Genomic DNA, 20113 nt, shown 5'->3' with positions numbered 1-20113 from the left:
CGCGTCCGCGGCATGCTCGGCCGTTGAGCGCGGCGTGTCGGACGCGCCCGCTGTGCCGGTTGTGCCCGCTGTATTCACTATGCCCCCTGTGTTCCGGGTGTCCGTAGTATCCGCCGTGTTCGCCGTGCCCGCTGCGTCCGCCGCGTCCGCCGGGTCTGCCTGGTTCGCGGTGGGCTCCGTGGCCGTGTCCGTCGTGCTCGCCTTCACAAGATCCCTGCCGTCTCCGTTTCCGTGCCCGGGCGGGCGATCTCCAGGAACGCCTCCTCCAGCGAGGCGGAGCGGGCGTCGAGGCGGTCGAGCCGTACCCCGGACCCATCGGCCCAGCGCAGAAGTTCACCGAGCGAGCGCTGCAGTTCGCGGGTGCGGATCTCGACACGCTGCCCGTCCGCGGCCGCCCGCAGCGTGAGCGGCAGCCGTGCGGCCGGCACCTCCTGCGGGAGGACGAAGCGGATACGGGACGGCCGGGAGGCGGTCACCTCGTCGGGGGTGCCGGTGGCGACGATCCTGCCGCTGTGCATGATCGCCAGTCGGTCGGCGAGGCTCTCCGCCTCCTCCAGGTAGTGCGTGGTCAGGAGCACGGTCGTGCCGGCGTCCCGCAGGTCCCGGACCAACTCCCAGGTGTCGCGCCGTCCTTCGGCGTCGAGACCGGTCGTCGGCTCGTCGAGGAAGAGGACCTCGGGCCGGCCGAGCAGGGCCAGCGCGAGGTCGAGCCTGCGCCGCTCGCCGCCGGACAGCTGCTTGACCCGTACCCCGGACCGCCTGCTGAGGCCCACGAGCTCAAGAGCCTCCTCCGACGGGCGGGCGCCGCTGGTGCACCCGGCCCACATCCGGACCGTTTCGACGGCCGTCAGGTCGGTGGGGAAGCCGCCCTCCTGGAGCATGACCCCGATCCGGGGCCGTACCGCCGCCCGTTCGCGGTACGGGTCGCGGCCCAGGACCCGCACGGTGCCTGCGCTCGGGGCGGCCAGGCCCTCCAGCAGCTCGACGGTGGAGGTCTTGCCTGCGCCGTTCGTCCCGAGCAGGGCGAACAACTCGCCGCGCCCCACGGTGAAGGTGATTCCGCTCACGGCCTCGAACCCGCCGCGGTAGCCGCGGCGCAGTCCGGCGGCCTCGATCACATGCCCATCGATGTCCATGGCACCAGCGTCCCGCCGGACCGCGGCCTTCGGCAGTGCGTGCTGTCATCGGCGCGCATGACAAATGTCAGCAACGGCGGTGGCACGTGAGAGGAGGCGGCGGCACATGGGAGGAGAGGGGGGTGCGCGGAGAGGAGGGGCCGGCGCAGCGGGGCAGGCCGGCGTTCGGAGCGATGGGCGGGTCCGCGTGCGAAGAGGGGCAACACGAGGAAGGCCCCGGTTGTTGAGAACCGGGGCCTTCCCACCAGAGCGGACGACGAGATTCGAACTCGCGACCCTCACCTTGGCAAGGTGATGCTCTACCAACTGAGCCACGTCCGCACTGCCGCCGCCCGACTTTCACTGGCGGGGCGTCCATCACTCTACCCGATCCACTGCGGTGGTCGGTACGCGGTGCGGAGCGGGTGACAGGAATTGCACACTGCGCCTTCCCTCTGGAAGAGGGCTGTTCTGCTACTGAACTACACCCGCACGCTCCGTGGGGCCCGGCCTTCCGGCCTCGCCCCTCGGCGTGATCCAGACTCTAGCCCACCTGCGGGGGTGCAGCGCAACTCGGCTTCTTGCCGGAGCCCGGCCGCGGGGTCTTCTCCCGCTGTGCGCGCGGGTGTTCAGCTCGCCTGCCGGAAGGCTTCGTACACGCGCTTGGGGATCCGGCCGCGCGCCGGCACGTCCATCTTGTTCGACTGCGCCCAGGCGCGGACCGCCGCCGGGTCGGGTGCGAGATGGGTGCGCCGGTACTCCCTGCGGCCCCTGCCCGTGTGCTTGGCGGCCTTGCGTCCCGCCGCCACGTAGGGTGCGAGGGCGGTGCGCAGTCTCTCCGCGTTGGCGGGGTTGAGGTCGATCTCGTACGACTTCCCGTCCAGGCCGAACGAAACCGTTTCCGCCGCTGCTCCGCCGTCGATGTCGTCGGAGAGCGTCACTACTACGCGCTGCGCCACGGATATCGTCCTTTCCTGCGGTTCGCCGGCCGGGTCGGCACAGGTCAGTGCCGACGCGGGGGCGAATCCGGTATTCCAGCTGTCGCGGGGCGATGCTGCATTCCGCTGTATTCCTTTGTACAGCGGACGGCATCATATGGGGAAGCCCAGTCAATGGTATCCGCGTGTCCTCCGCAATGAGGTCGCGCGGCTTTTCCCTGGTTTTTTCCCTGGTGTTCTCGTGATATCTATGCGCGTAGAATTTCTGGGCGGGTACGCTGAGGGAACCGCCTTCAGCACCACACCACCGGGAGTGCCAGTGGCACGCGTCGTCGTCGACGTCATGCTCAAGCCGGAGATCCTCGACCCGCAGGGCCAGGCGGTGCAGCGCGCACTGCCCCGCCTGGGCTTCGAGGGGATCGCGGACGTACGTCAGGGAAAGCGCTTCGAACTCGAGGTCGACGGGCCGGTCGACGAGGCCGCTCTCGCCCGTATCCACGAGATGGCGGAGACGTTCCTCGCGAACACCGTCATCGAGGACTTCGTCGTAAAGGTGGAGTCGTGACGGCTCGTATCGGTGTCGTCACATTCCCCGGAACGCTCGACGACCGGGACGCACTGCGCGCCGTACGCCTGGCGGGCGCCGAGCCCGTTTCGCTGTGGCACCGCGACAAGGGCCTGAAGCAGGTCGACGCGGTCGTCCTCGCGGGCGGCTTCTCCTACGGCGACTATCTCCGGGCGGGCGCCATCTCCCGCTTCTCGCCCGTGATGGAAACGGTCATCGACCAGGCGAGGTCCGGGATGCCGGTCCTGGGTATCTGCAACGGCTTCCAGATCCTCACCGAGGCCCATCTGCTGCCGGGTGCGATGCTCAGGAACAACCACCTGCACTTCATCTGCCGCGACCAGAAGCTGCGAGTGGAGAACGCGGAAACCGCCTGGACCGCCGAGTACGAGCAGGGCCGGGAGATCTCCGTACCGCTGAAGAACGTGGACGGCCGCTACGTCGCCGCCGAGCGGGTACTCGACGAACTCGAGGCCGAGGGCCGGGTCGCCTTCCGCTACCTGGACCTGAACCCCAACGGCTCGCTGCGCGACATCGCGGGCATCACCAACGCCGAGGGCAACGTCGTCGGCCTGATGCCCCATCCGGAGCACGCCGTGGAGCCCCTCATCGGCACCGGCGGCACGGACGGCCTCGGGTTCTTCACCTCGATCCTGAAGAAGACGGTCGCAACGTGACCCTGGATACCGGAGCGGTCGAGGGAGCGTGTGGGCGCCTCGTCCGTGTCTGCTGCGTCGATCGCGTGCGAAGGAGCGACCGAGCGTGACCCTGGATACCGGAGCGGTCGAGGGAGCGTGTGGGCGCCTCGTCCGTGTCTGCTGCGTCGATCGCGTGCGAAGGAGCGACCGAGCGTGACCCTGGATACCGGAGCGGTCGAGGGAGCGTGTGAGCGCCTCGTTCGCGTCTGCTGCGTCGATCGCGTGCGAAGGAGCGACCGAGCGTGACCCTGGATACCGTCAAGCACGCAACCGAGACTCCCGAGTCCGAGCTGCCCTGGAAGGAGCTCGGACTCAAGGAGGACGAGTACGCGCGTATCCGAGAGATCCTCGGCCGCCGCCCGACCGGCGCCGAGCTCGCGATGTACTCCGTCATGTGGTCCGAGCACTGCTCGTACAAGAGCAGCAAGGTCCATCTGAAGCAGTTCGGCGAGAAGGCCCCGGAGAACGACGCCCTGCTCGTCGGCATCGGCGAGAACGCGGGCGTCGTCGACGTCGGCCAGGGGTACGCGGTCACCTTCAAGGTCGAGTCGCACAACCACCCCAGCTACATCGAGCCCTACCAGGGCGCGGCCACCGGTGTCGGCGGCATCGTCCGGGACATCCTGGCCATGGGAGCCCGGCCGGTCGCGGTCATGGACCCGCTGCGGTTCGGCGCCGCGGACCATCCCGACACCAAGCGCGTGCTGCCCGGTGTCGTGGCGGGCGTCGGCGGCTACGGCAACTGCCTGGGTCTGCCCAACATCGGCGGCGAGGTCGTGTTCGACTCCTGCTACCAGGGCAACCCGCTGGTCAACGCCCTCTGCGTGGGCGTCATGAAGCACGAGGACATCCACCTGGCCAAGGCGTCAGGCGCGGGTAACAAGGTCATCCTGTACGGGGCCCGCACCGGAGGCGACGGCATCGGCGGCGTGTCCGTGCTCGCCTCCGAGACGTTCGACGACACCAAGCCCGCCAAGCGCCCCGCGGTCCAGGTCGGCGACCCGTTCCAGGAGAAGCTGCTCATCGAGTGCACCCTGGAGGTCTTCCGGGAGAAGCTGGTCGCCGGCATCCAGGACCTCGGCGGCGCCGGACTCTCCTGCGCCACCTCCGAGCTGGCCTCCGCGGGCTCCGGCGGTATGCGCGTCGACCTCGACTCGGTGCCGCTGCGCGACGCGACCCTCTCGCCCGAGGAGATCCTCATGAGCGAGTCGCAGGAGCGCATGTGCGCGATCGTCGAGCCGCGGCACGTCGAGCGCTTCATGGAGATCTGCGAGAAGTGGGACGTCATCGCCACCGTGATCGGCGAGGTGACGGAGGGCGAGCGGCTGGAGATCTTCTGGCACGGCGAGCAGATCGTGGACGTGCCGCCGGGCACCGTCGCGCACGAGGGCCCGACGTACCACCGCCCGTACGCCCGCCCCGAGTGGCAGGACGCGCTCCAGGCCGACGACGCGGGCAGGCTGCCCCGCCCGGCCACGTCCGGGGAGCTGCGCGAGCAGGTGCTGAAGCTGGTCGCGTCACCGAACCAGGCCGCCAAGTCCTGGATCACGGACCAGTACGACCGCTTTGTGCAGGGCAACACCGTGCTCGCGCAGCCCGAGGACGCCGGGATGGTCCGTATCGACCCGGACACCGGCCTCGGTGTGGCCCTCGCGACGGACGGCAACGGCCGGTACGCGAAGCTCGACCCGTACGCGGGCGCGCAGCTCGCGCTGGCCGAGGCGTACCGCAACGTCGCGGCCTCGGGAGCCAGGCCGCTCGCCGTGTCCGACTGCCTGAACTTCGGCTCGCCCGAGGACCCGGCAGTCATGTGGCAGTTCGCCGAGGCCACCCGTGGTCTGGCGGACGGCTGCCTGCACCTGGGCACCCCGGTGACCGGGGGCAACGTCTCCCTCTACAACCAGACCGGCGACACGGCCATCCACCCGACCCCCGTCGTGGCCGTACTCGGTGTGATCGACGACGTGGCGCGCCGCACACCGATCGCCTTCGCGGAGGAGGGCCTGCTGCTCTACCTGCTGGGCGACACGCGCGAGGAGTTCGGCGGGTCGGCCTGGTCGCAGGTGGTCCACGACCACCTCGGCGGTCTGCCGCCGAAGGTCGACCTGGACCGGGAGAGGCTGCTCGCCGAGATCCTGATCTCGGGCTCCCGGGACGGCATGATCGACGCGGCCCACGACCTCAGCGACGGCGGCCTGGTCCAGGCGGTCACCGAGTCCTGCCTGCGCGGCGGGAAGGGTGCCCGGCTGGTCGTACCGGACGGCCTCGACGCCTTCACGTTCCTCTTCTCCGAGTCACCGGGCCGTGCCGTCGTCGCGGTGCCGCGCAGCGAGGAACTCCGCTTCACCGACATGTGCGGTGCGCGGGGCCTGCCGGCCACCCGGATCGGTGTGGTGGACGGGGACGCGGTGGAGGTCCAGGGCGAGTTCACCGTCCCGCTGGGCGAACTGCGCACCGCGCACGAGGGGACCGTCCCGGCGTTGTTCGCCTGAGGCGTCGTCCACCCGGGCCGCCGGTGCCGGCGGTCCCCGGTCCGGAAGTCCACCGGGGCGGGGGCCGCGGCCGCGGCCGTGTGCCGGGCCCGGCGCCGCGCTTGGGAGGGCGGCGGCGGGCTCCGCTTCGCGGGCCTGCCCGGTCGATTCGGCAATGCCGTGGGCCGACGTGCGCGGGCGGATCCGGCGGTGTCCGAGGAGCGGGCTAGTCTCGGCCGTATGCCACCGGCCAGGAAGCGCACCCGCAGCTACGACCCCGTCAGGATCCGCGCCGCCGTCCTCGCCCAGTTCGGGCACGTCCGGCAGGCCGTCGGGACGCTGACCGCGGAGCAGCTGGCCCTGCCGACCCGGATCGGCGACTGGACGGTCCGCGAACTCGCGGCGCATATCGCGCTGGCCTTCGGTGCCGTGGCGGCGGCCCTCGACGGCCCGGAGCCGGCGAAGGCGGATGCCGCGCTGCTGGACTGGCCCCTCTCCACGGACGGATGTGCGGGTGCCCCGGACGAGGGCCCGCCGGTCGCGGCGTGCGCTTCCCGGGACCTCCCGGCCCTGTACGGGCGGACCGCCGAAGCGGTGGGAGCCGCGCTGGCCGGGGGCCCCGCCGAGCGGCTGGTACGCACCCGGGCCGGTGGGATGCGGCTCGCTGACCACCTTGTCACCCGCGCCGTGGAACTGGTGGTCCGCACCGACGACCTGGCGGACGCGACCGGACTCGACCTGCCGTACGAGCGCCAGGCACTGGCGGCCTCCGTTCGCCTGCTCGCGGACGCGTTCGCGGTGAAGGCCCCCGGCGGCTCGGTGGAGCTGAGGATTCCGCCGTACGCCGTGGTGCAGTGCGTCGAGGGGCCGCGGCACACCCGCGGCACGCCTGCGAACGTCGTCGAGACCGATCCGCTGACCTGGATCCGGCTGGCCACGGGACGCCAGGCCTGGGCGGCTGCGCGGGAGGCGGCGAGGGTGAGCGCGAGCGGCGAGCGCTCCGACCTCTCGGCGCTGCTTCCCCTGATGGGCCGAGGACCCGCCCTGATGGCGTGACGGGTCCCGAGGAACCGGGGCCATGTCCGTCCCGGCGCCGGAACCGGAAGGCAACCGGAGTGGATCGGAGTTGATCGGAGTGGATCGGAGCGGACCGCCCGGCACTGGACCGCCCCGGACCGCCCCGGATCGCCCTGTACGGGACCAGCCCCGGACCGGTCAGGATCGGTCAGAACCGGGAACCGGGGCCATGTCCGTCCCGTCGGACCGGTATGCGTATTCGACCGATGGTTCCCGCGGCTGCCGCCCTGGCGGCCGCCATCACGCTTACGGCCTGCGGCTCCGAAAAGGGCCGGGGGCAGGGCCCGGGGGACGACGCGGGCGGCTCCGTGCTCCCCGGGGCCCCCGTCGCCGGCGTGCTCTGGACCGTCCGGGAGGTGACCGTCGACGGCAAGACGACCGCGGCGCCGGTGGGAGCCCGCGTCGAGTTCACGGCGGGCGACGCGGGCGACGAGGGCGGGGACGGCGAGGACGGCGAGGACGGCGAGGACGGCGTGAAGGGCCGCGCCAAGGGCAACTACGGCTGCAACCACTTCGGTGCCGATGTGACGATCAAGGGCGACACCATCACGGTCGGGCCTGCGGAGACGACCGAGATGGGCTGTCCGCCCGCCGTCGCCGGCTTCGAGGAGGCGCTGCATGCGGCCCTCTCCGGCGAGCTGAAGGCGAAGGCGTCGGAGAAGAGCCTGACCCTGGTAGCCGCCGGTGGCGACCGGATCGCCCTGACGGCGCAGCCCACCGCCCCGCTGGCGGGCACCGAGTGGACCGTGACCTCCCTGCTCCAGGGGGACACGGCCGCCTCCCTGCCTCCCGGCGCCGAGGGCAGGGCGTACTTCGCGATCGGCGAGGATGGCACCCTCAGGGGCAACCTCGGCTGCAACGGCTTCCGAGCCGAGGTGAAGATCGCCGCTTCGACGCTCACCGTCGGCCCGCTGTCCAGTACCCGCAAGGTGTGCGCCGGCCCCGCCGGAGCGCTGGAGAAGGCCGTGACCGACGCTCTCACCGGCCGGGTGTCGTACGCGCTGAAGCACCGGGGCCTGACCCTCACCTCTGCGGACGGCGGCAAGGGACTGGTGGCGGTGGCCGACTGAGGGCGCGAGGGGCGAGTCCCGCACCCGTCGCGCACCCGTCCCGTGCTGGTCCCGCTCCGCCCCGCCATGTCGCCATGTCCCCGCCCCCGTCCCGCCGCCTCCGCGCTCCGGACCGGCGGCCCGTACCTGTCGGGGCCCGCAGCCGTCCGGGCCGGGCCCCGCTCCCGGTCCGCCGGCGCGGACGTGATGTGCGGCACGCCCCGCCCTGCGCCCTACCGGCCCGTAGGAGCCCCCAAAGGCTTCCTTACACGGCTTTTGTGTGAACCGCTGATCCCGTCGGGACGGTTCTGGGCCGGATCCCCAATTCGGACCAGTGGACGGTCTCGCCTACACTCGGTGCCGTGCCACGTGGTGACGGACGACTCAGCCACGACCTGCTCCCCGGCGAGAAGGGCCCCCAGGACGCTTGCGGCGTCTTCGGTGTCTGGGCGCCGGGTGAAGAGGTCGCCAAGCTCACGTACTTCGGGCTCTACGCCCTCCAACACCGGGGCCAGGAGTCCGCGGGCATCGCGGTCAGCAACGGCTCCCAGATCCTCGTCTTCAAGGACATGGGCCTCGTGTCCCAGGTCTTCGACGAGACCTCCCTCGGCTCCCTCCAGGGCCACATCGCGGTCGGCCACGCCCGCTACTCGACCACCGGCGCCTCCGTGTGGGAGAACGCCCAGCCGACCTTCCGGGCGACCGCGCACGGCTCCATCGCGCTCGGCCACAACGGCAACCTGGTCAACACGGCCCGGCTCGCCGAGATGGTCGCCGACCTCCCCCGCCAGGACGGCCGCGCCACCCAGGTCGCCGCCACCAACGACACCGACCTCGTCACCGCGCTGCTCGCCGGGCAGACGGACGACGACGGCAAGCCCCTCACCGTCGAGGAGGCGGCCGCGAGGGTCCTGCCCGACGTGCGGGGCGCCTTCTCCCTCGTCTTCATGGACGAGCACACCCTCTACGCCGCCCGCGACCCGCAGGGCATCCGCCCGCTGGTCCTCGGTCGGCTGGAGCGCGGCTGGGTGGTGGCCTCCGAGTCGGCCGCACTCGACATCTGCGGTGCGAGTCTGGTGCGCGAGATCGAGCCGGGCGAGCTCGTCGCGATCGACGAGAACGGCATCCGCACCTCTCGATTCGCAGAAGCGAAGCCCAAGGGCTGTGTCTTCGAGTACGTCTACCTGGCCCGCCCCGACACCGACATCGCCGGCCGGAACGTCTACCTCTCCCGCGTGGAGATGGGCCGCCGCCTGGCGGAGGAGGCACCCGTCGAGGCCGATCTCGTCATAGCGACGCCGGAGTCCGGCACCCCCGCGGCCATCGGCTACGCGGAGGCCTCCGGCATCCCCTATGGCTCGGGCCTGGTCAAGAACGCCTACGTGGGCCGGACGTTCATCCAGCCCTCCCAGACGATCCGCCAGCTGGGCATCCGCCTCAAGCTGAACCCCCTCAGGGAGGTGATCAGGGGCAAGCGGCTCGTGGTGGTCGACGACTCGATCGTCCGCGGCAACACCCAGCGCGCCCTGGTCAGGATGCTCCGCGAGGCGGGGGCCGCCGAGGTCCACATCCGGATCTCGTCGCCGCCCGTCAAGTGGCCGTGCTTCTTCGGCATCGACTTCGCGACCCGCGCCGAGCTGATCGCCAACGGTATGGCGATCGACGAGATCGGCACCTCGCTGGGCGCCGACTCGCTGGCGTACATCTCGATCGACGGCATGATCGAGGCCACCACCATCGACAAGCCGGACCTGTGCCGCGCCTGTTTCGACGGCGAGTACCCGATGGAGCTTCCCGACCCCGAGCTGCTCGGAAAGCAGCTGCTGGAGACCGAGCTTGCGGGCGGCGCGGACGCCGCCGACGCGCTCCGTCGTCCGTGATCAGGTCCTCTCGCCACCCTCACCGCTCTCGCCACCCTCGTCAACTTCAATCACCCTGATCAACCTCGTCATCCTCATCCCAAGCGAAAGATCCCAGGCAATGTCCGAGACAGGTGCTTCCTACGCTGCGGCGGGCGTCGACATCGAGGCGGGCGACCGCGCCGTCGAGCTGATGAAGGAGTGGGTGAAGAAGACCGGCCGCCCCGAGGTCCTCGGCGGCATCGGCGGCTTCGCCGGCCTCTTCGACGCCTCCGCTCTCAAGCGCTACCGGCGCCCGCTGCTCGCGTCCGCCACCGACGGCGTCGGCACCAAGGTCGACCTCGCCCGCCGGATGGGCGTGTACGACACCATCGGGCACGACCTGGTGGCGATGGTCATGGACGACATCGTCGTCTGCGGCGCCGAGCCGCTCTTCATGACCGACTACCTCTGTGTCGGCAAGGTCCACCCCGAGCGCGTGGCCGCCGTGGTGAAGGGCATCGCCGAGGGCTGCGTCCTCGCCGGCTGCGCCCTGGTCGGCGGTGAGACCGCGGAACACCCCGGTCTGCTGGGCCCGGACGACTTCGACGTCGCCGGTGCCGGTACGGGCGTCGTGGAGGCGGACCGGCTGCTGGGTGCCGAACGCATCCGCGCAGGGGACGCGGTGCTCGCGATGGCCTCCTCAGGCCTTCACTCGAACGGGTACTCCCTGGTGCGGCACGTGGTCTTCGACCGGGCGGGCTGGACGCTCGACCGGGAGATCCCGGAGTTCGGACGAGCCCTCGGCGAGGAACTGCTCGAGCCCACCAGGATCTACTCGCTGGACTGCCTGGCGCTGACCCGCACCACCGAGGTGCACGCCTTCAGCCACATCACCGGCGGTGGACTCGCGGCCAATCTCGCGCGGGTGATCCCCGGGGGGCTGCACGCGGTCGTCGACCGGTCGACCTGGACGCCCGGCGCGGTGTTCGACCTCGTGGGCACCGCCGGCCGGGTCGAGCGTGCGGAGCTGGAGAACACGCTCAACATGGGCGTCGGCATGATGGCCGTGGTGCCGGGGGAGTCGGTGGACGCCGCCCTGACGACGCTCGCCGACCGCGGCCTGGACGCCTGGGTCGCCGGTGAGATCACCGAGCGCGGTGAGCACCTCACCGGAGCCGGGATGGTGGGCGACTACGCGAGCTGAACAGCACAGAACCCGGTCCGGGGCCGGGCCCCGGACCGGGTCTGAAGGACGCGGGCGTCAAGCGCCGCGACGCCGCGACGACGGACCGGACTCCTCGTCCTCGTCGTCCGCGTCGTTGTACATCTCCGCGTAGCGGGCGTACGGGTCGTCCTCCTCGTCATCCTCGAACGGCTCCGCGTTCGGCGGTTGACTCGAAGTCGATGCGCCCAGCTCGCTGGCCAGACGTGAGAGATCCGTCCCACCGCTGTTGTACTTCAGCTGGCGGGCGACCTTCGTCTGCTTGGCCTTGGCCCGGCCGCGCCCCATGGCTCGACCCCCTCGGTGACGGGGCTCGACGGCCCCAGAGTCTTGACACGCGTTCATGGTTCGGAGCGGGCTCTCCGTGGAGAGACCGTCCGTAGGGCTTCAACGGTACCTGCTTCCGCGGCCATACGGTACGCCGCCCGCATCACGCGCCACCTCGCAGGACCCGCGAGGCGCCCCGTCCTCGCTGGTCAACCGCGAGTTTAACCTCTTCTGGGCGGGCGGCTCGCCGACCGGCGTGAGTCTTGTCTCCCCCGGCCGGCGAGGAGTGCCATGCGGGATGCCCGTGCCGCGGCAGGCGGCGCTCGCCCCGAGGGCCGGCCCCCCCGGCACGGCCCGGCGCACGGCCCGGTGCACGACCCGGCACGAGCGGACACTAGCGGCGGCGTGCCTCCGCGATCCGCTGCTCCGCGATGCGGTCCGCGGCCGCGGCCGGCGGAATGCCGTCTTCCTTCGCACGTGCGAATATTGCGAGCGTGGTGTCGAAGATCTTCGCCGCCTTCGCCTTGCAGCGGTCGAAGTCGAAGCCGTGGAGTTCGTCGGCGACCTGGATCACCCCGCCCGCGTTCACCACGTAGTCGGGCGCGTAGAGGATGCGGCGGTCGGCGAGGTCCTTCTCGACGCCCGGGTGCGCGAGCTGGTTGTTGGCCCCGCCGCAGACGATCCGGGCGGTCAGCGCGGGCACGGTCTCGTCGTCCAGCGCTCCGCCGAGGGCGCAGGGGGCGTAGACGTCCAGGCCCTCCGTGCGGATCAGCTCGCCGGTGTCCCGGGCCACCCGCACCTGCGGGAACCTGTCCGTGATCCGGCGCACCGCCTCCTCGCGCACATCGGTGACGACGACCTCGGCGCCGTCCTCGAGCAGGTGCTCGACCAGGTACCGGCCGACCTTGCCGACACCCGCGACACCGACGGTGCGGCCGCGCAGTGTGGGGTCGCCCCACTCGGTCTGCGCGGAGGCGCGCATGCCCTGGAACACGCCGTAGGCGGTCAGGACGGAGGAGTCGCCGGCGCCGCCGTGCTCGGGGGAGCGGCCGGTGGTCCAGCGGCACTCGCGGGCCACCACGTCCATGTCGGCCACATAGGTGCCGACGTCGCAGGCCGTGACGTAGCGGCCGCCGAGGGATGCCACGAACCGGCCGTAGGCCAGGAGCAGTTCCTCGGACTTGACCCGCTCGGGATCCCCGATGATCACGGCCTTGCCGCCGCCGTGGCCGAGACCGGCCATGGCGTTCTTGTACGACATGCCCCGGGCGAGGTTCAGCGCGTCGGCGACGGCCGCTGCCTCGGACGCGTACGGGTGGAAGCGGGTGCCGCCGAGGGCGGGCCCCAGAGCGGTGGAGTGGATGGCGATGACGGCCTTCAAACCACTGCCGCGGTCCTGGCAGAGCACGACTTGCTCGTGTCCGCCCTGGTCCGAGTGGAACAGGGTGTGCAGGACGCCGTCGGTCACATCGGTCACGGTGGTGACTCCCAAGTACGAAGCGGCGATTGACGGCCCTCCTGCGGGTGGGGAGGGACCTGATGGGCAAGAGGGTAAGTCCTACGCGGGGGTAGATCGGCTCCCGTGCTCAGGATCACCCTCTCCCGGAGTATGCGCGTGGAAGGATCTCCGACATGCCGGCCGTCACTTCAGTGCTCGTCCCGTACGCGTCCTACCTGCGGGTGTACGAGCCGCTGGCGGCGTTCCCCGAGCCCGAGCGGAGCCACTGGTCCCGGTACGCCCGCTCCGGACGGGCCCCCACAGCCCAGGACGAGCTCCGGCGGTCGCTGGCCGATCTGCTGCCCACGCCTCCCGTGGCGGTCCCGGTCCACGAGAGCGCCGAAGCCTTCGTCGCCGAGGGCGACGGGGTCGTCAGGGTCTGCCCCTGGCGGACCCGGCTGCGCGGCTGGCTGGCCCTGGAGGAGCTGGCGGAGCTCCTCCCGCCCCCCGTGCTCGACGCGGTGCTGCCGCCGGTGGTGCGCGGCCAGGCGGCGGCCGACTACGAGGCGTGGCGGGAGGGCAACCCGGACGCCCGCCCGTGGATCAGGACGGCGGTGTGGCAGGTGCCGGTCCGCTGGTTCGTCCTCTTCGCGGACGACGAGCGCGAGTACGCGCCGGGCGAGGTGCCCGGGGTGCCGCCCGTGCTGCGCTACCGCACACCGATGGTGCAGGCCAGGCGCAGGCTGGCGCGGGCCCTGAAGATCCTGCGGGACAGCGTCGAGGAGGGGCCGCTCACGGAGGGGCTGGTGGACGTGGGGCGCTGGCTGGAGGACTTCCACCCGCGCTCCCTGGTCGAGCTCGACTACGGGGGGCTGGTCCATGCGCTGCCACCGGACCGGCTGGCCGGCGACCGGTCGGCCGCCGATGTCGCGGCGGGTATCGCGGCGCTCCGGGAGAACGACGGCGAGGCCGCGGCCGCGGCCTACGGCAGGCTCACGGACCGCTGGCGGGCGGTCCGGGACCGACAGTTCGCGAACTGACGCTCGAACATCGCGTACGCTTCCCGGAGCCGAACCGGGCATCTAGGGGACGTACGCCCTGATCCGGGCCTTTGGGTCCAAGCGTGATGGACGGCACTAAGTCGCCGCTTGCCACCCTTGCCCATCCTCATGCCAAAATAGGACAAGGAGTCCGGGGAGGGTTCCTTCCGCCTACCTGAGGGCGGAAAGCGCAGCGTTGCACTCTATGGGGGGTCTGATGACTCCTGATCGCTCTGTGACTGATCGTCACTGTGGCGTGACTGTCCGCTATGGCATGAACCATCGGCTTCCGCCACTGATGGACACCTGAGAGGGCAATTCCATCGGTTTGGCCGACGTGGCTGGACAGATGGTGTAGTTGTAGTGCCGAGGACAAGCCGTTCGTCCTATAACCGACTCGGCCCGCGTCTGCCATTTCGGGCAACGCGGGCCAAGGTGCAGAATTTAGAGGAAAGAACCGAGAAGGTTCGGTTCTCCCGAGGAGGCCGCTCATGACCGCTCGCACCCCTGATGCCGAGCCGCTGCTGACCCCGGCTGAGGTCGCCACCATGTTCCGCGTGGATCCGAAGACGGTCACGCGCTGGGCCAAGGCAGGCAAGCTCACGTCCATCCGTACGCTCGGTGGACACCGCCGGTACCGCGAGGCGGAGGTCCGTGCGCTGCTGGCGGGTATCCCGCAGCAGCGCAGCGAGGCCTGACGCCCCGTTCAAGGGCGTTCCGGGCCCCCAACCCGGTAGCCCTGCACTGAGCTCGACACGGCGGGCGCCTGCCCCAACAGGTTTCGTCGTCGATCGCGCTGGACTCCGCCGAGTCCAGCGCGATCTTCTTGTGTGGCGGGTGCTCCCCGGGTACGCGGCCGCGCGGCCAGGCCGCCCCGCCTGCCGGCGGCCTGGCGGACCGCCGGGGCGGCTCGGCGGGGTGGGGCCTCGGGGGCGCGCCGGGTGGGAGGCCGGCCGGTTCGGGGGAGGGCGACGGTGCGCCCCGGGCATCTCCCGGTCTTCTGCGGAAGGGCGCGGAGCCGTCTGAGTAGTAGTGCAATTGTACGTATTTGATTTCGCTCCTGAGGTGAGGGTGAGAAGCCGCCTCCTACCCGAATTCACCTGGTGACTCCTGTCACATGCCGGAGGTCTTGCCAGCAGCGGCTCACCGCCTCCTCGGCGGGCGCGCCACCCGCCAAGCCGGCGCGGCGCGGCGGTCAACGGTCAGGAAGGGGAGGGGACTTCGCCCCGGGAGTCGACGCGGTGTCCGGCTTCCGCCTGGCCGCCAGGCACGTCCCCGTGGCGGGTGGCTCCTCCGTCATGGTGCGGGCTCCCGCCGTCGCTGCCGTGGTGCGGGGTTTCGGGAGCTGCCGGGTTCCGCCGCCCAGGTGCGTGCCTCTGACGCCGTCGTGGCCGGGGGTCTCACCGCCGCGGTGCCCGCTTCCGCCGTGGCGGCAAGCTCCGTGGTTGCGGGCTCCGCGACGGCACGTCCCTCGGCGCCGGGCTCCGCCGTGGCACCCGGCTCCGCCGTGCCTGCGGGACTCGCCGCGGCACTGCCCGCGCCGCCCGCCGTGTCCGCCGTGTCCGCCGTGTCCGCGGCGCCCGCCGTGCTCTGGCGGCTTCCCACGTCCCGGGCGGAGAACAGCGTCTGACGGCCCTCCAGGGCCGCTGCCGACGGCGCGGCGGGCTCTTCCGGCCCCGCCTCCGCCGGGTCCATGGCGAGGCGGAGCAGCCGATGGCAGACCGGACAGTGCCGGGTGAGATGCCGATAGCCGGAGACGGCCGCCAGATGGGCGCGCAGCAGCGCCCTGGTCTCGTGTCTCACTGTGGACAACACCATCGCGCCACCTCCGCGGATCCTGGGGCCCCGCACCCCTGTCCTGACTGGGTACCGGCGGCAAAGGCCCCAGTCAATACGCCGAAAGGCCCGCACCATCGGGTGCGGGCCTTTCACCGAACTGCGGTCCTGACGGGATTTGAACCCGCGGCCTCCACCTTGACAGGGTGGCGAGCACTCCAAACTGCTCCACAGGACCAGGCTGCGCAGCCTGTCTTCCGTCGGCTGCGAGAGAGACTGTACAGCAGGTCAGAGGGTCCGGTCGAACTCACTCAAGGCTACGGCCGCGTCACGGCGCCGCCGCGTCGATCGCCTTGACGATGCGCTTGTCGGAGACGGGGTACGCGGTGCCCAGCGCGTGGGCGAAGTAGCTCACCCGGAGCTCCTCGATCATCCAGCGAATGTCCCGGACCTCCTGCGGCACCGGGCGGCCGGCCGGCAGCTGCTCGAGGAGCCAGGCGTACTCGTCCTGCATCTCCCGCACCTTCTCCATACGCGTCGTGTCGCGCTGGACGGAGGTCGGCATCTGCTGCAGGCGCCGGTCCACCGCGACCAGGTAGCGCATCAGGTCCGGCAGCCGCCGAAGACCGGTCCGGGTCACGAACCCGGGCGGCACGAGCCGGGCGAGCTGCTCCCGCACATCCTCCGCGTTGCCTGCGAGCGCCGGACTGGTGGTGCCCTTCAGGCGGCGCTCACAGGCCTGCCAGGCCGCCAGGATCTGCCCCACCCGGTCGACGGTCCGCACGGTCGCGTCCACGAGGTCCGCGCGGACCCGGTCGTGGAGCTTGCGGAACGACTCCTCGTCCCAGGCGGGTCCGCCGTGGTCCGCGATCAGCTTGTCGGCGGAGGCCGAGGCGCAGTCGTCGAAGAGCGCCTGTACCGAGCCGTGCGGATTGGCGGACAGCGCCAGCTTCTGCTGGTTGGACATCCGGTCGGAGGCGAACTTCGCCGGATTCACCGGGACGTTCAGCATGATCAGCCGGCGGGTGCCCCGCCACATCGCCTCCGCCTGCTCGGCCTCGGTGTCGAACAGGCGCACGGAGACCGAGTCGCCGTCGTCCACCAGCGCGGGATAGGCCTTGACCGGCTGGCCCGCCCGGCGGGTCTCGAAGATCCGCGACAGCGTCCCGATCGTCCAGTCCTTCAGCCCCGTCCGCTCGACGGCATCGCCACCGGTCCGCCCTGCGCTGGCCGCCGCGGCCTCCGAAAGCGCCCGGCGCGCCTTCGGCTTCAGCCGCAGGCGCAGCGCCTCCAGGTCCTTGTCCTCGGCCAGCTTGCGGCGCCGCTCGTCGACGATCCGGAAGGTGACCTTCAGATGCTCCGGGACCCTGGCCAGGTCGAAGTCATCCGCCGTGACCGGCACCCCGACCATGCGCTGGAGTTCCCGCGCGAGCGTGACCGCAAGCGGCTCCTGCAGCGGGACGGCCCGCTCCAGGAAGGCCCTGGCGAAGTCCGGCGCCGGCACGTAGTTCCGGCGGACCGGCTTCGGCAGGGACCGGATCAGCTCGGTGACGACCTCGGCGCGCAGTCCGGGGATCTGCCAGTCGAAGCCCTCCTCGGCGACCTGGTTGAGCACCTGCAGCGGGATGTGGACGGTGACCCCGTCGGCGTCAGCGCCCGGCTCGAACTGGTAGGTGACGCGGAACTTCAGCCGCCCCTGCCGCCACGAGTCGGGGTAGTCGTCCTTGGTGACCGCCCCGGCCTTCTCGTTGATGAGCATCTCGCGCTCGAAGTCGAGCAGCTCCGGCTGCTCGCGGCGCTTGTGCTTCCACCACGAGTCGAAGTGGGCGCCGGACACCACGTGCTCGGGTACCCGCTGGTCGTAGAAGTCGAACAGGGTCTCGTCGTCGACGAGGATGTCGCGGCGGCGGGCCCGGTGCTCCAGCTCCTCCACCTCGGTGAGCAGCCTGCGGTTGTCGGCGAAGAACTTGTGGTGGGTCCGCCAGTCGCCCTCGACCAGGGCGTTGCGGAGGAAGAGCTCACGGCTCGTCTCCGGGTCGATCCGGCCGTAGTTCACCTTGCGCTGGGTGACGATCGGCACCCCGTACAGGGTGACCTTCTCGTACGCCATCACCGCCGCCTGGTCCTTCTCCCAGTGCGGCTCGCTGTAGGTGCGCTTGACCAGATGCCCCGCGAGCGGCTCGATCCACTCGGGCTCGATCCTCGCGTTGACCCGCGCCCACAGCCGGGACGTCTCGACCAGTTCGGCGGACATCACAAAGCGCGGCGGCTTCCTGAACAGCGCCGAGCCGGGGAAGACGGCGAACCTGGCGTTCCGGGCGCCCAGGTACTCGTTCTTCGCCGTGCCCTTCCCGCCGTCCCGCGCGGCGCCCTTCCCGCCCTCCCTCCCGGTGTCCTTCCCGCCCTCCCTCCCGGTGTCCTTGACGTCCTTCATCCCGATGTGCGACAGCAGGCCGGCGAGGAGGGAGACATGGACGGACTGCTCGGGCGCGCCGGTGCCCGCCGAGGGCTCCTCGACGCGGAGCCCCATCTGCCTGGCTACCGTGCGCAGCTGGGAGTAGATGTCCTGCCATTCGCGGATGCGCAGGAAGTTCAGGTACTCCTGCTTGCACATCCGGCGGAAACTGGACGAGCCGCGCTCCTTCTGCTGCTCGCGGACATAGCTCCAGAGGTTGAGGAAGGAGAGGAAGTCGCTCGTCTCGTCCCTGAAGCGGGCGTGCATCTGGTCGGCCGCCGCCTGCTTGTCGGCGGGGCGCTCACGAGGGTCCTGGATCGACAGGGCGGCGGCGATGACCATGACCTCGCGGACGCAGCCGTTCCTGTCCGCCTCCAGGACCATTCGGGCCAGCCGGGGGTCGACGGGAAGCTGGGCCAGTCGGCGGCCCGTCTGCGTCAGCCGCTTGCCCGGGTCCTTCTGGGTGGAGTCGACCGCGCCCAGCTCCTGCAGCAGTTGCACGCCGTCCCGGATGTTCCGGTGGTCCGGCGGGTCGATGAAGGGGAACTTCTCGATGTCGCCGAGCCCGGCCGCGGTCATCTGGAGGATGACCGAGGCGAGGTTCGTACGGAGGATCTCGGCGTCCGTGAACTCCGGCCGGGACAGGAAGTCGTCCTCGCTGTAGAGCCGGATGCAGACGCCGTCGGAGGTACGGCCGCAGCGGCCCTTGCGCTGGTTGGCGCTGGCCTGGCTGATCGCCTCGATGGGCAGCCGCTGGACCTTGGTGCGGTGGCTGTAGCGGGAGATACGGGCGGTGCCGGGGTCGACGACGTACTTGATGCCCGGCACCGTCAGGGACGTCTCGGCCACGTTGGTCGCCAGGACGATCCGGCGGCCGGTGTGCGGCTGGAAGACGCGGTGCTGCTCGGCGTGCGACAGTCTGGCGTAGAGGGGGAGGACCTCGGTGTGGCGGAGGTTCTTCTTGTTCAGCGCGTCCGCGGTGTCCCGGATCTCCCGCTCGCCGGAGAGGAAGACCAGGATGTCGCCCGGCCCTTCCCGCTGGAGCTCGTCGACCGCGTCGCAGATCGCGGTGATCTGGTCGCGGTCGGAGTCGTCGGTCCCGCCTGCGCGGTCCCCGCGGGTGCCGGACGCCGCTTCGTCGAGCAGCGGCCGGTAGCGCACTTCGACCGGATACGTACGCCCGCTCACCTCCACGATCGGCGCGTCGCCGAAGTGCCGGGAGAAGCGCTCGGGATCGATCGTCGCCGACGTGATCACGACCTTGAGGTCGGGTCGCTTGGGCAGCAGCTGGGAGAGGTAGCCCAGCAGGAAGTCGATGTTGAGGGACCGCTCGTGGGCCTCGTCGATGATGATCGTGTCGTAGGCGCGCAGCTCGCGGTCCGTCTGGATCTCCGCGAGGAGGATGCCGTCCGTCATGAGCTTGACGAAGGTCGCGCCCGGGTTCACCTGGTCGGTGAACCGGACCTTCCAGCCCACCGCCTCGCCGAGCGGGGTGCGCAGCTCCTCGGCCACGCGCTCGGCGACCGTCCGCGCGGCGATCCGCCGCGGCTGGGTGTGCCCGATCATGCCGCGTACGCCGCGGCCGAGTTCCAGGCAGATCTTGGGGATCTGCGTCGTCTTGCCCGAGCCGGTCTCGCCCGCGACGATCACGACCTGATGGTCCCGTACCGCCTCGAGGATCTCGTCCTTCTTCTGGCTGACCGGGAGCAGTTCCGGGTACGTGACCCGGGGCACCCGCGCGGCGCGCTCGGCGGTCCGCCCGGCGGCCTTGCCGGCCTCGGCCGCGATCTCGTCGAGCACGGCCTGCCGGGCCTCGGGTTTGCGGATGCGGCGGGCGCCCTCGAGGCGCCGTCCGAGCCGGTGCGCGTCGCGCAGCGAGATCTCGGCCAGCTGCTTCTGGAGATCGGTGAAGGAAGTAGACATACGGGATCCAGGATCGCACCCGCTCGAGCGGACTGGCGAACCCATTTCCGGTGTTCCCCGACACGGTTCGTGCGCCGGACGAGGAACGGATCGCGGCCGGCCGCGGGTGGCCGCGGGTGGCCGCCCGGGCTCGGGGGCGCGGGCTCCGGACGGCCGGTGCGGCGCGGTGCGGGGCGTAGGGCTCCGCCGAGCAGGGCGTACGGGTCCGCCGCCCGGCGGGCCCGTACGATTGCGGGCA

Annotated in this window: 15 protein-coding genes and 3 tRNA genes; 9 read left to right on the top strand and 9 right to left on the bottom strand. The window is 71.2% G+C overall.

The window, feature by feature from the left end; translation table 11 throughout:
• Positions 1 to 203: 203 nt before the first annotated feature.
• The 4 genes from SCWH03_RS24225 to SCWH03_RS24210 form a co-directional block, all read right to left on the bottom strand.
• Entirely contained in the window at positions 204 to 1136 is a 933-nt protein-coding gene (locus SCWH03_RS24225; RefSeq protein WP_173266420.1) for an ABC transporter ATP-binding protein, read from the bottom strand.
• Between the two features lie 248 nt (positions 1137 to 1384).
• Positions 1385 to 1457 (bottom strand) — tRNA-Gly (locus SCWH03_RS24220).
• Between the two features lie 78 nt (positions 1458 to 1535).
• Positions 1536 to 1607, bottom strand: a tRNA-Gly gene (locus SCWH03_RS24215).
• A 137-nt stretch (positions 1608 to 1744) separates the two neighbouring features.
• Positions 1745 to 2074, bottom strand: coding sequence for a histone-like nucleoid-structuring protein Lsr2 (locus tag SCWH03_RS24210; RefSeq protein WP_173266419.1), 330 nt, complete (start codon positions 2072 to 2074; stop codon positions 1745 to 1747).
• Positions 2075 to 2372: 298 nt separating this feature from the next.
• Between SCWH03_RS24210 and purS the strand changes: the two genes are divergently transcribed.
• The 7 genes from purS (at position 2373) to purM (ending at position 10958) form a co-directional block, all read left to right on the top strand.
• Positions 2373 to 2618, top strand: coding sequence for a phosphoribosylformylglycinamidine synthase subunit PurS (gene purS / locus SCWH03_RS24205; RefSeq protein WP_017946142.1), 246 nt, complete (start codon positions 2373 to 2375; stop codon positions 2616 to 2618).
• Positions 2615 to 3295, top strand: coding sequence for a phosphoribosylformylglycinamidine synthase subunit PurQ (gene purQ / locus SCWH03_RS24200; RefSeq protein WP_173266418.1), 681 nt, complete (start codon positions 2615 to 2617; stop codon positions 3293 to 3295). Before purS ends, purQ begins: the two co-directional genes overlap by 4 nt.
• A 263-nt stretch (positions 3296 to 3558) precedes the next feature.
• Complete coding sequence (purL, locus tag SCWH03_RS24195; protein ID WP_173266417.1) at positions 3559 to 5808, top strand: phosphoribosylformylglycinamidine synthase subunit PurL; 2250 nt, start codon at positions 3559 to 3561, stop codon at positions 5806 to 5808.
• Between the two features lie 219 nt (positions 5809 to 6027).
• Complete coding sequence (locus tag SCWH03_RS24190; RefSeq protein ID WP_173266416.1) at positions 6028 to 6843, top strand: maleylpyruvate isomerase family mycothiol-dependent enzyme; 816 nt, start codon at positions 6028 to 6030, stop codon at positions 6841 to 6843.
• A 212-nt stretch (positions 6844 to 7055) separates the two neighbouring features.
• The gene (locus SCWH03_RS24185) at positions 7056 to 7934 is read left to right on the top strand and encodes an META domain-containing protein (RefSeq protein WP_173266415.1); all 879 of its coding nucleotides are present in this window, start codon (positions 7056 to 7058) and stop codon (positions 7932 to 7934) included.
• 341 nt (positions 7935 to 8275) lie between these two features.
• Positions 8276 to 9793, top strand: coding sequence for an amidophosphoribosyltransferase (gene purF / locus SCWH03_RS24180; RefSeq protein ID WP_173266414.1), 1518 nt, complete (start codon positions 8276 to 8278; stop codon positions 9791 to 9793).
• A 100-nt stretch (positions 9794 to 9893) separates the two neighbouring features.
• Positions 9894 to 10958, top strand: a complete 1065-nt coding sequence (gene purM, locus SCWH03_RS24175) for a phosphoribosylformylglycinamidine cyclo-ligase (RefSeq protein ID WP_173266413.1) — start codon at positions 9894 to 9896, stop codon at positions 10956 to 10958.
• A 57-nt stretch (positions 10959 to 11015) separates the two neighbouring features.
• Here purM and SCWH03_RS24170 read toward each other — a convergent pair whose 3' ends face one another.
• The gene (locus SCWH03_RS24170) at positions 11016 to 11264 is read right to left on the bottom strand and encodes a DUF3073 domain-containing protein (protein ID WP_173266412.1); all 249 of its coding nucleotides are present in this window, start codon (positions 11262 to 11264) and stop codon (positions 11016 to 11018) included.
• Between the two features lie 373 nt (positions 11265 to 11637).
• Positions 11638 to 12720, bottom strand: a complete 1083-nt coding sequence (locus SCWH03_RS24165; protein ID WP_173266411.1) for a Leu/Phe/Val dehydrogenase — start codon at positions 12718 to 12720, stop codon at positions 11638 to 11640.
• A gap of 155 nt (positions 12721 to 12875) precedes the next feature.
• Here SCWH03_RS24165 and SCWH03_RS24160 point away from each other — a divergent pair, with 155 nt between their 5' ends.
• Together SCWH03_RS24160 and bldC are read left to right on the top strand one after the other, a co-directional pair.
• Positions 12876 to 13721: a DUF8083 family protein gene (locus tag SCWH03_RS24160; protein ID WP_173266410.1), complete on the top strand. Its 846-nt coding sequence runs from the start codon at positions 12876 to 12878 to the stop codon at positions 13719 to 13721.
• A 491-nt stretch (positions 13722 to 14212) separates the two neighbouring features.
• On the top strand, positions 14213 to 14419 hold the full coding sequence (gene bldC, locus SCWH03_RS24155; protein ID WP_003949541.1) for a developmental transcriptional regulator BldC: 207 nt from the start codon (positions 14213 to 14215) through the stop codon (positions 14417 to 14419).
• 598 nt (positions 14420 to 15017) lie between these two features.
• On the opposite strand, the gene SCWH03_RS29685 is transcribed toward bldC, so the two are convergent.
• The 3 genes from SCWH03_RS29685 to hrpA form a co-directional block, all read right to left on the bottom strand.
• A complete protein-coding gene (locus tag SCWH03_RS29685; RefSeq protein ID WP_173266375.1) occupies positions 15018 to 15539 on the bottom strand; it encodes a DUF6274 family protein in 522 nt (173 codons plus the stop codon).
• Positions 15540 to 15660: 121 nt separating this feature from the next.
• Positions 15661 to 15735, bottom strand: a tRNA-Asp gene (locus SCWH03_RS24145).
• Between the two features lie 90 nt (positions 15736 to 15825).
• Complete coding sequence (gene hrpA / locus SCWH03_RS24140) at positions 15826 to 19875, bottom strand: ATP-dependent RNA helicase HrpA (RefSeq protein WP_173266409.1); 4050 nt, start codon at positions 19873 to 19875, stop codon at positions 15826 to 15828.
• Positions 19876 to 20113 lie beyond the last annotated feature (238 nt).

The organism is Streptomyces pacificus (assembly GCF_011766325.1).
In the GTDB taxonomy this organism is placed as follows: Bacteria; Actinomycetota; Actinomycetes; order Streptomycetales; family Streptomycetaceae; genus Streptomyces; species Streptomyces pacificus.
Note: the sequence above shows the minus strand (reverse complement) of the source record. Positions and strands in the feature narration are given on the sequence as shown.

Excerpts from the sequence above, each read along its gene's own strand:
- SCWH03_RS24170 (WP_173266412.1), bottom strand. The coding sequence starts at position 11,264 with ATGGGGCGCGGCCGGGCCAAGGCCAAGCAGACGAAGGTCGCCCGCCAG.
- purM (WP_173266413.1), top strand. The coding sequence starts at position 9,894 with ATGTCCGAGACAGGTGCTTCCTACGCTGCGGCGGGCGTCGACATCGAG.
- bldC (WP_003949541.1), top strand. The coding sequence starts at position 14,213 with ATGACCGCTCGCACCCCTGATGCCGAGCCGCTGCTGACCCCGGCTGAG.
- SCWH03_RS24225 (WP_173266420.1), bottom strand. The coding sequence starts at position 1,136 with ATGGACATCGATGGGCATGTGATCGAGGCCGCCGGACTGCGCCGCGGC.
- SCWH03_RS24185 (WP_173266415.1), top strand. The coding sequence starts at position 7,056 with ATGCGTATTCGACCGATGGTTCCCGCGGCTGCCGCCCTGGCGGCCGCC.
- SCWH03_RS24190 (WP_173266416.1), top strand. The coding sequence starts at position 6,028 with ATGCCACCGGCCAGGAAGCGCACCCGCAGCTACGACCCCGTCAGGATC.
- SCWH03_RS24160 (WP_173266410.1), top strand. The coding sequence starts at position 12,876 with ATGCCGGCCGTCACTTCAGTGCTCGTCCCGTACGCGTCCTACCTGCGG.
- SCWH03_RS29685 (WP_173266375.1), bottom strand. The coding sequence starts at position 15,539 with ATGGTGTTGTCCACAGTGAGACACGAGACCAGGGCGCTGCTGCGCGCC.
- hrpA (WP_173266409.1), bottom strand. The coding sequence starts at position 19,875 with ATGTCTACTTCCTTCACCGATCTCCAGAAGCAGCTGGCCGAGATCTCG.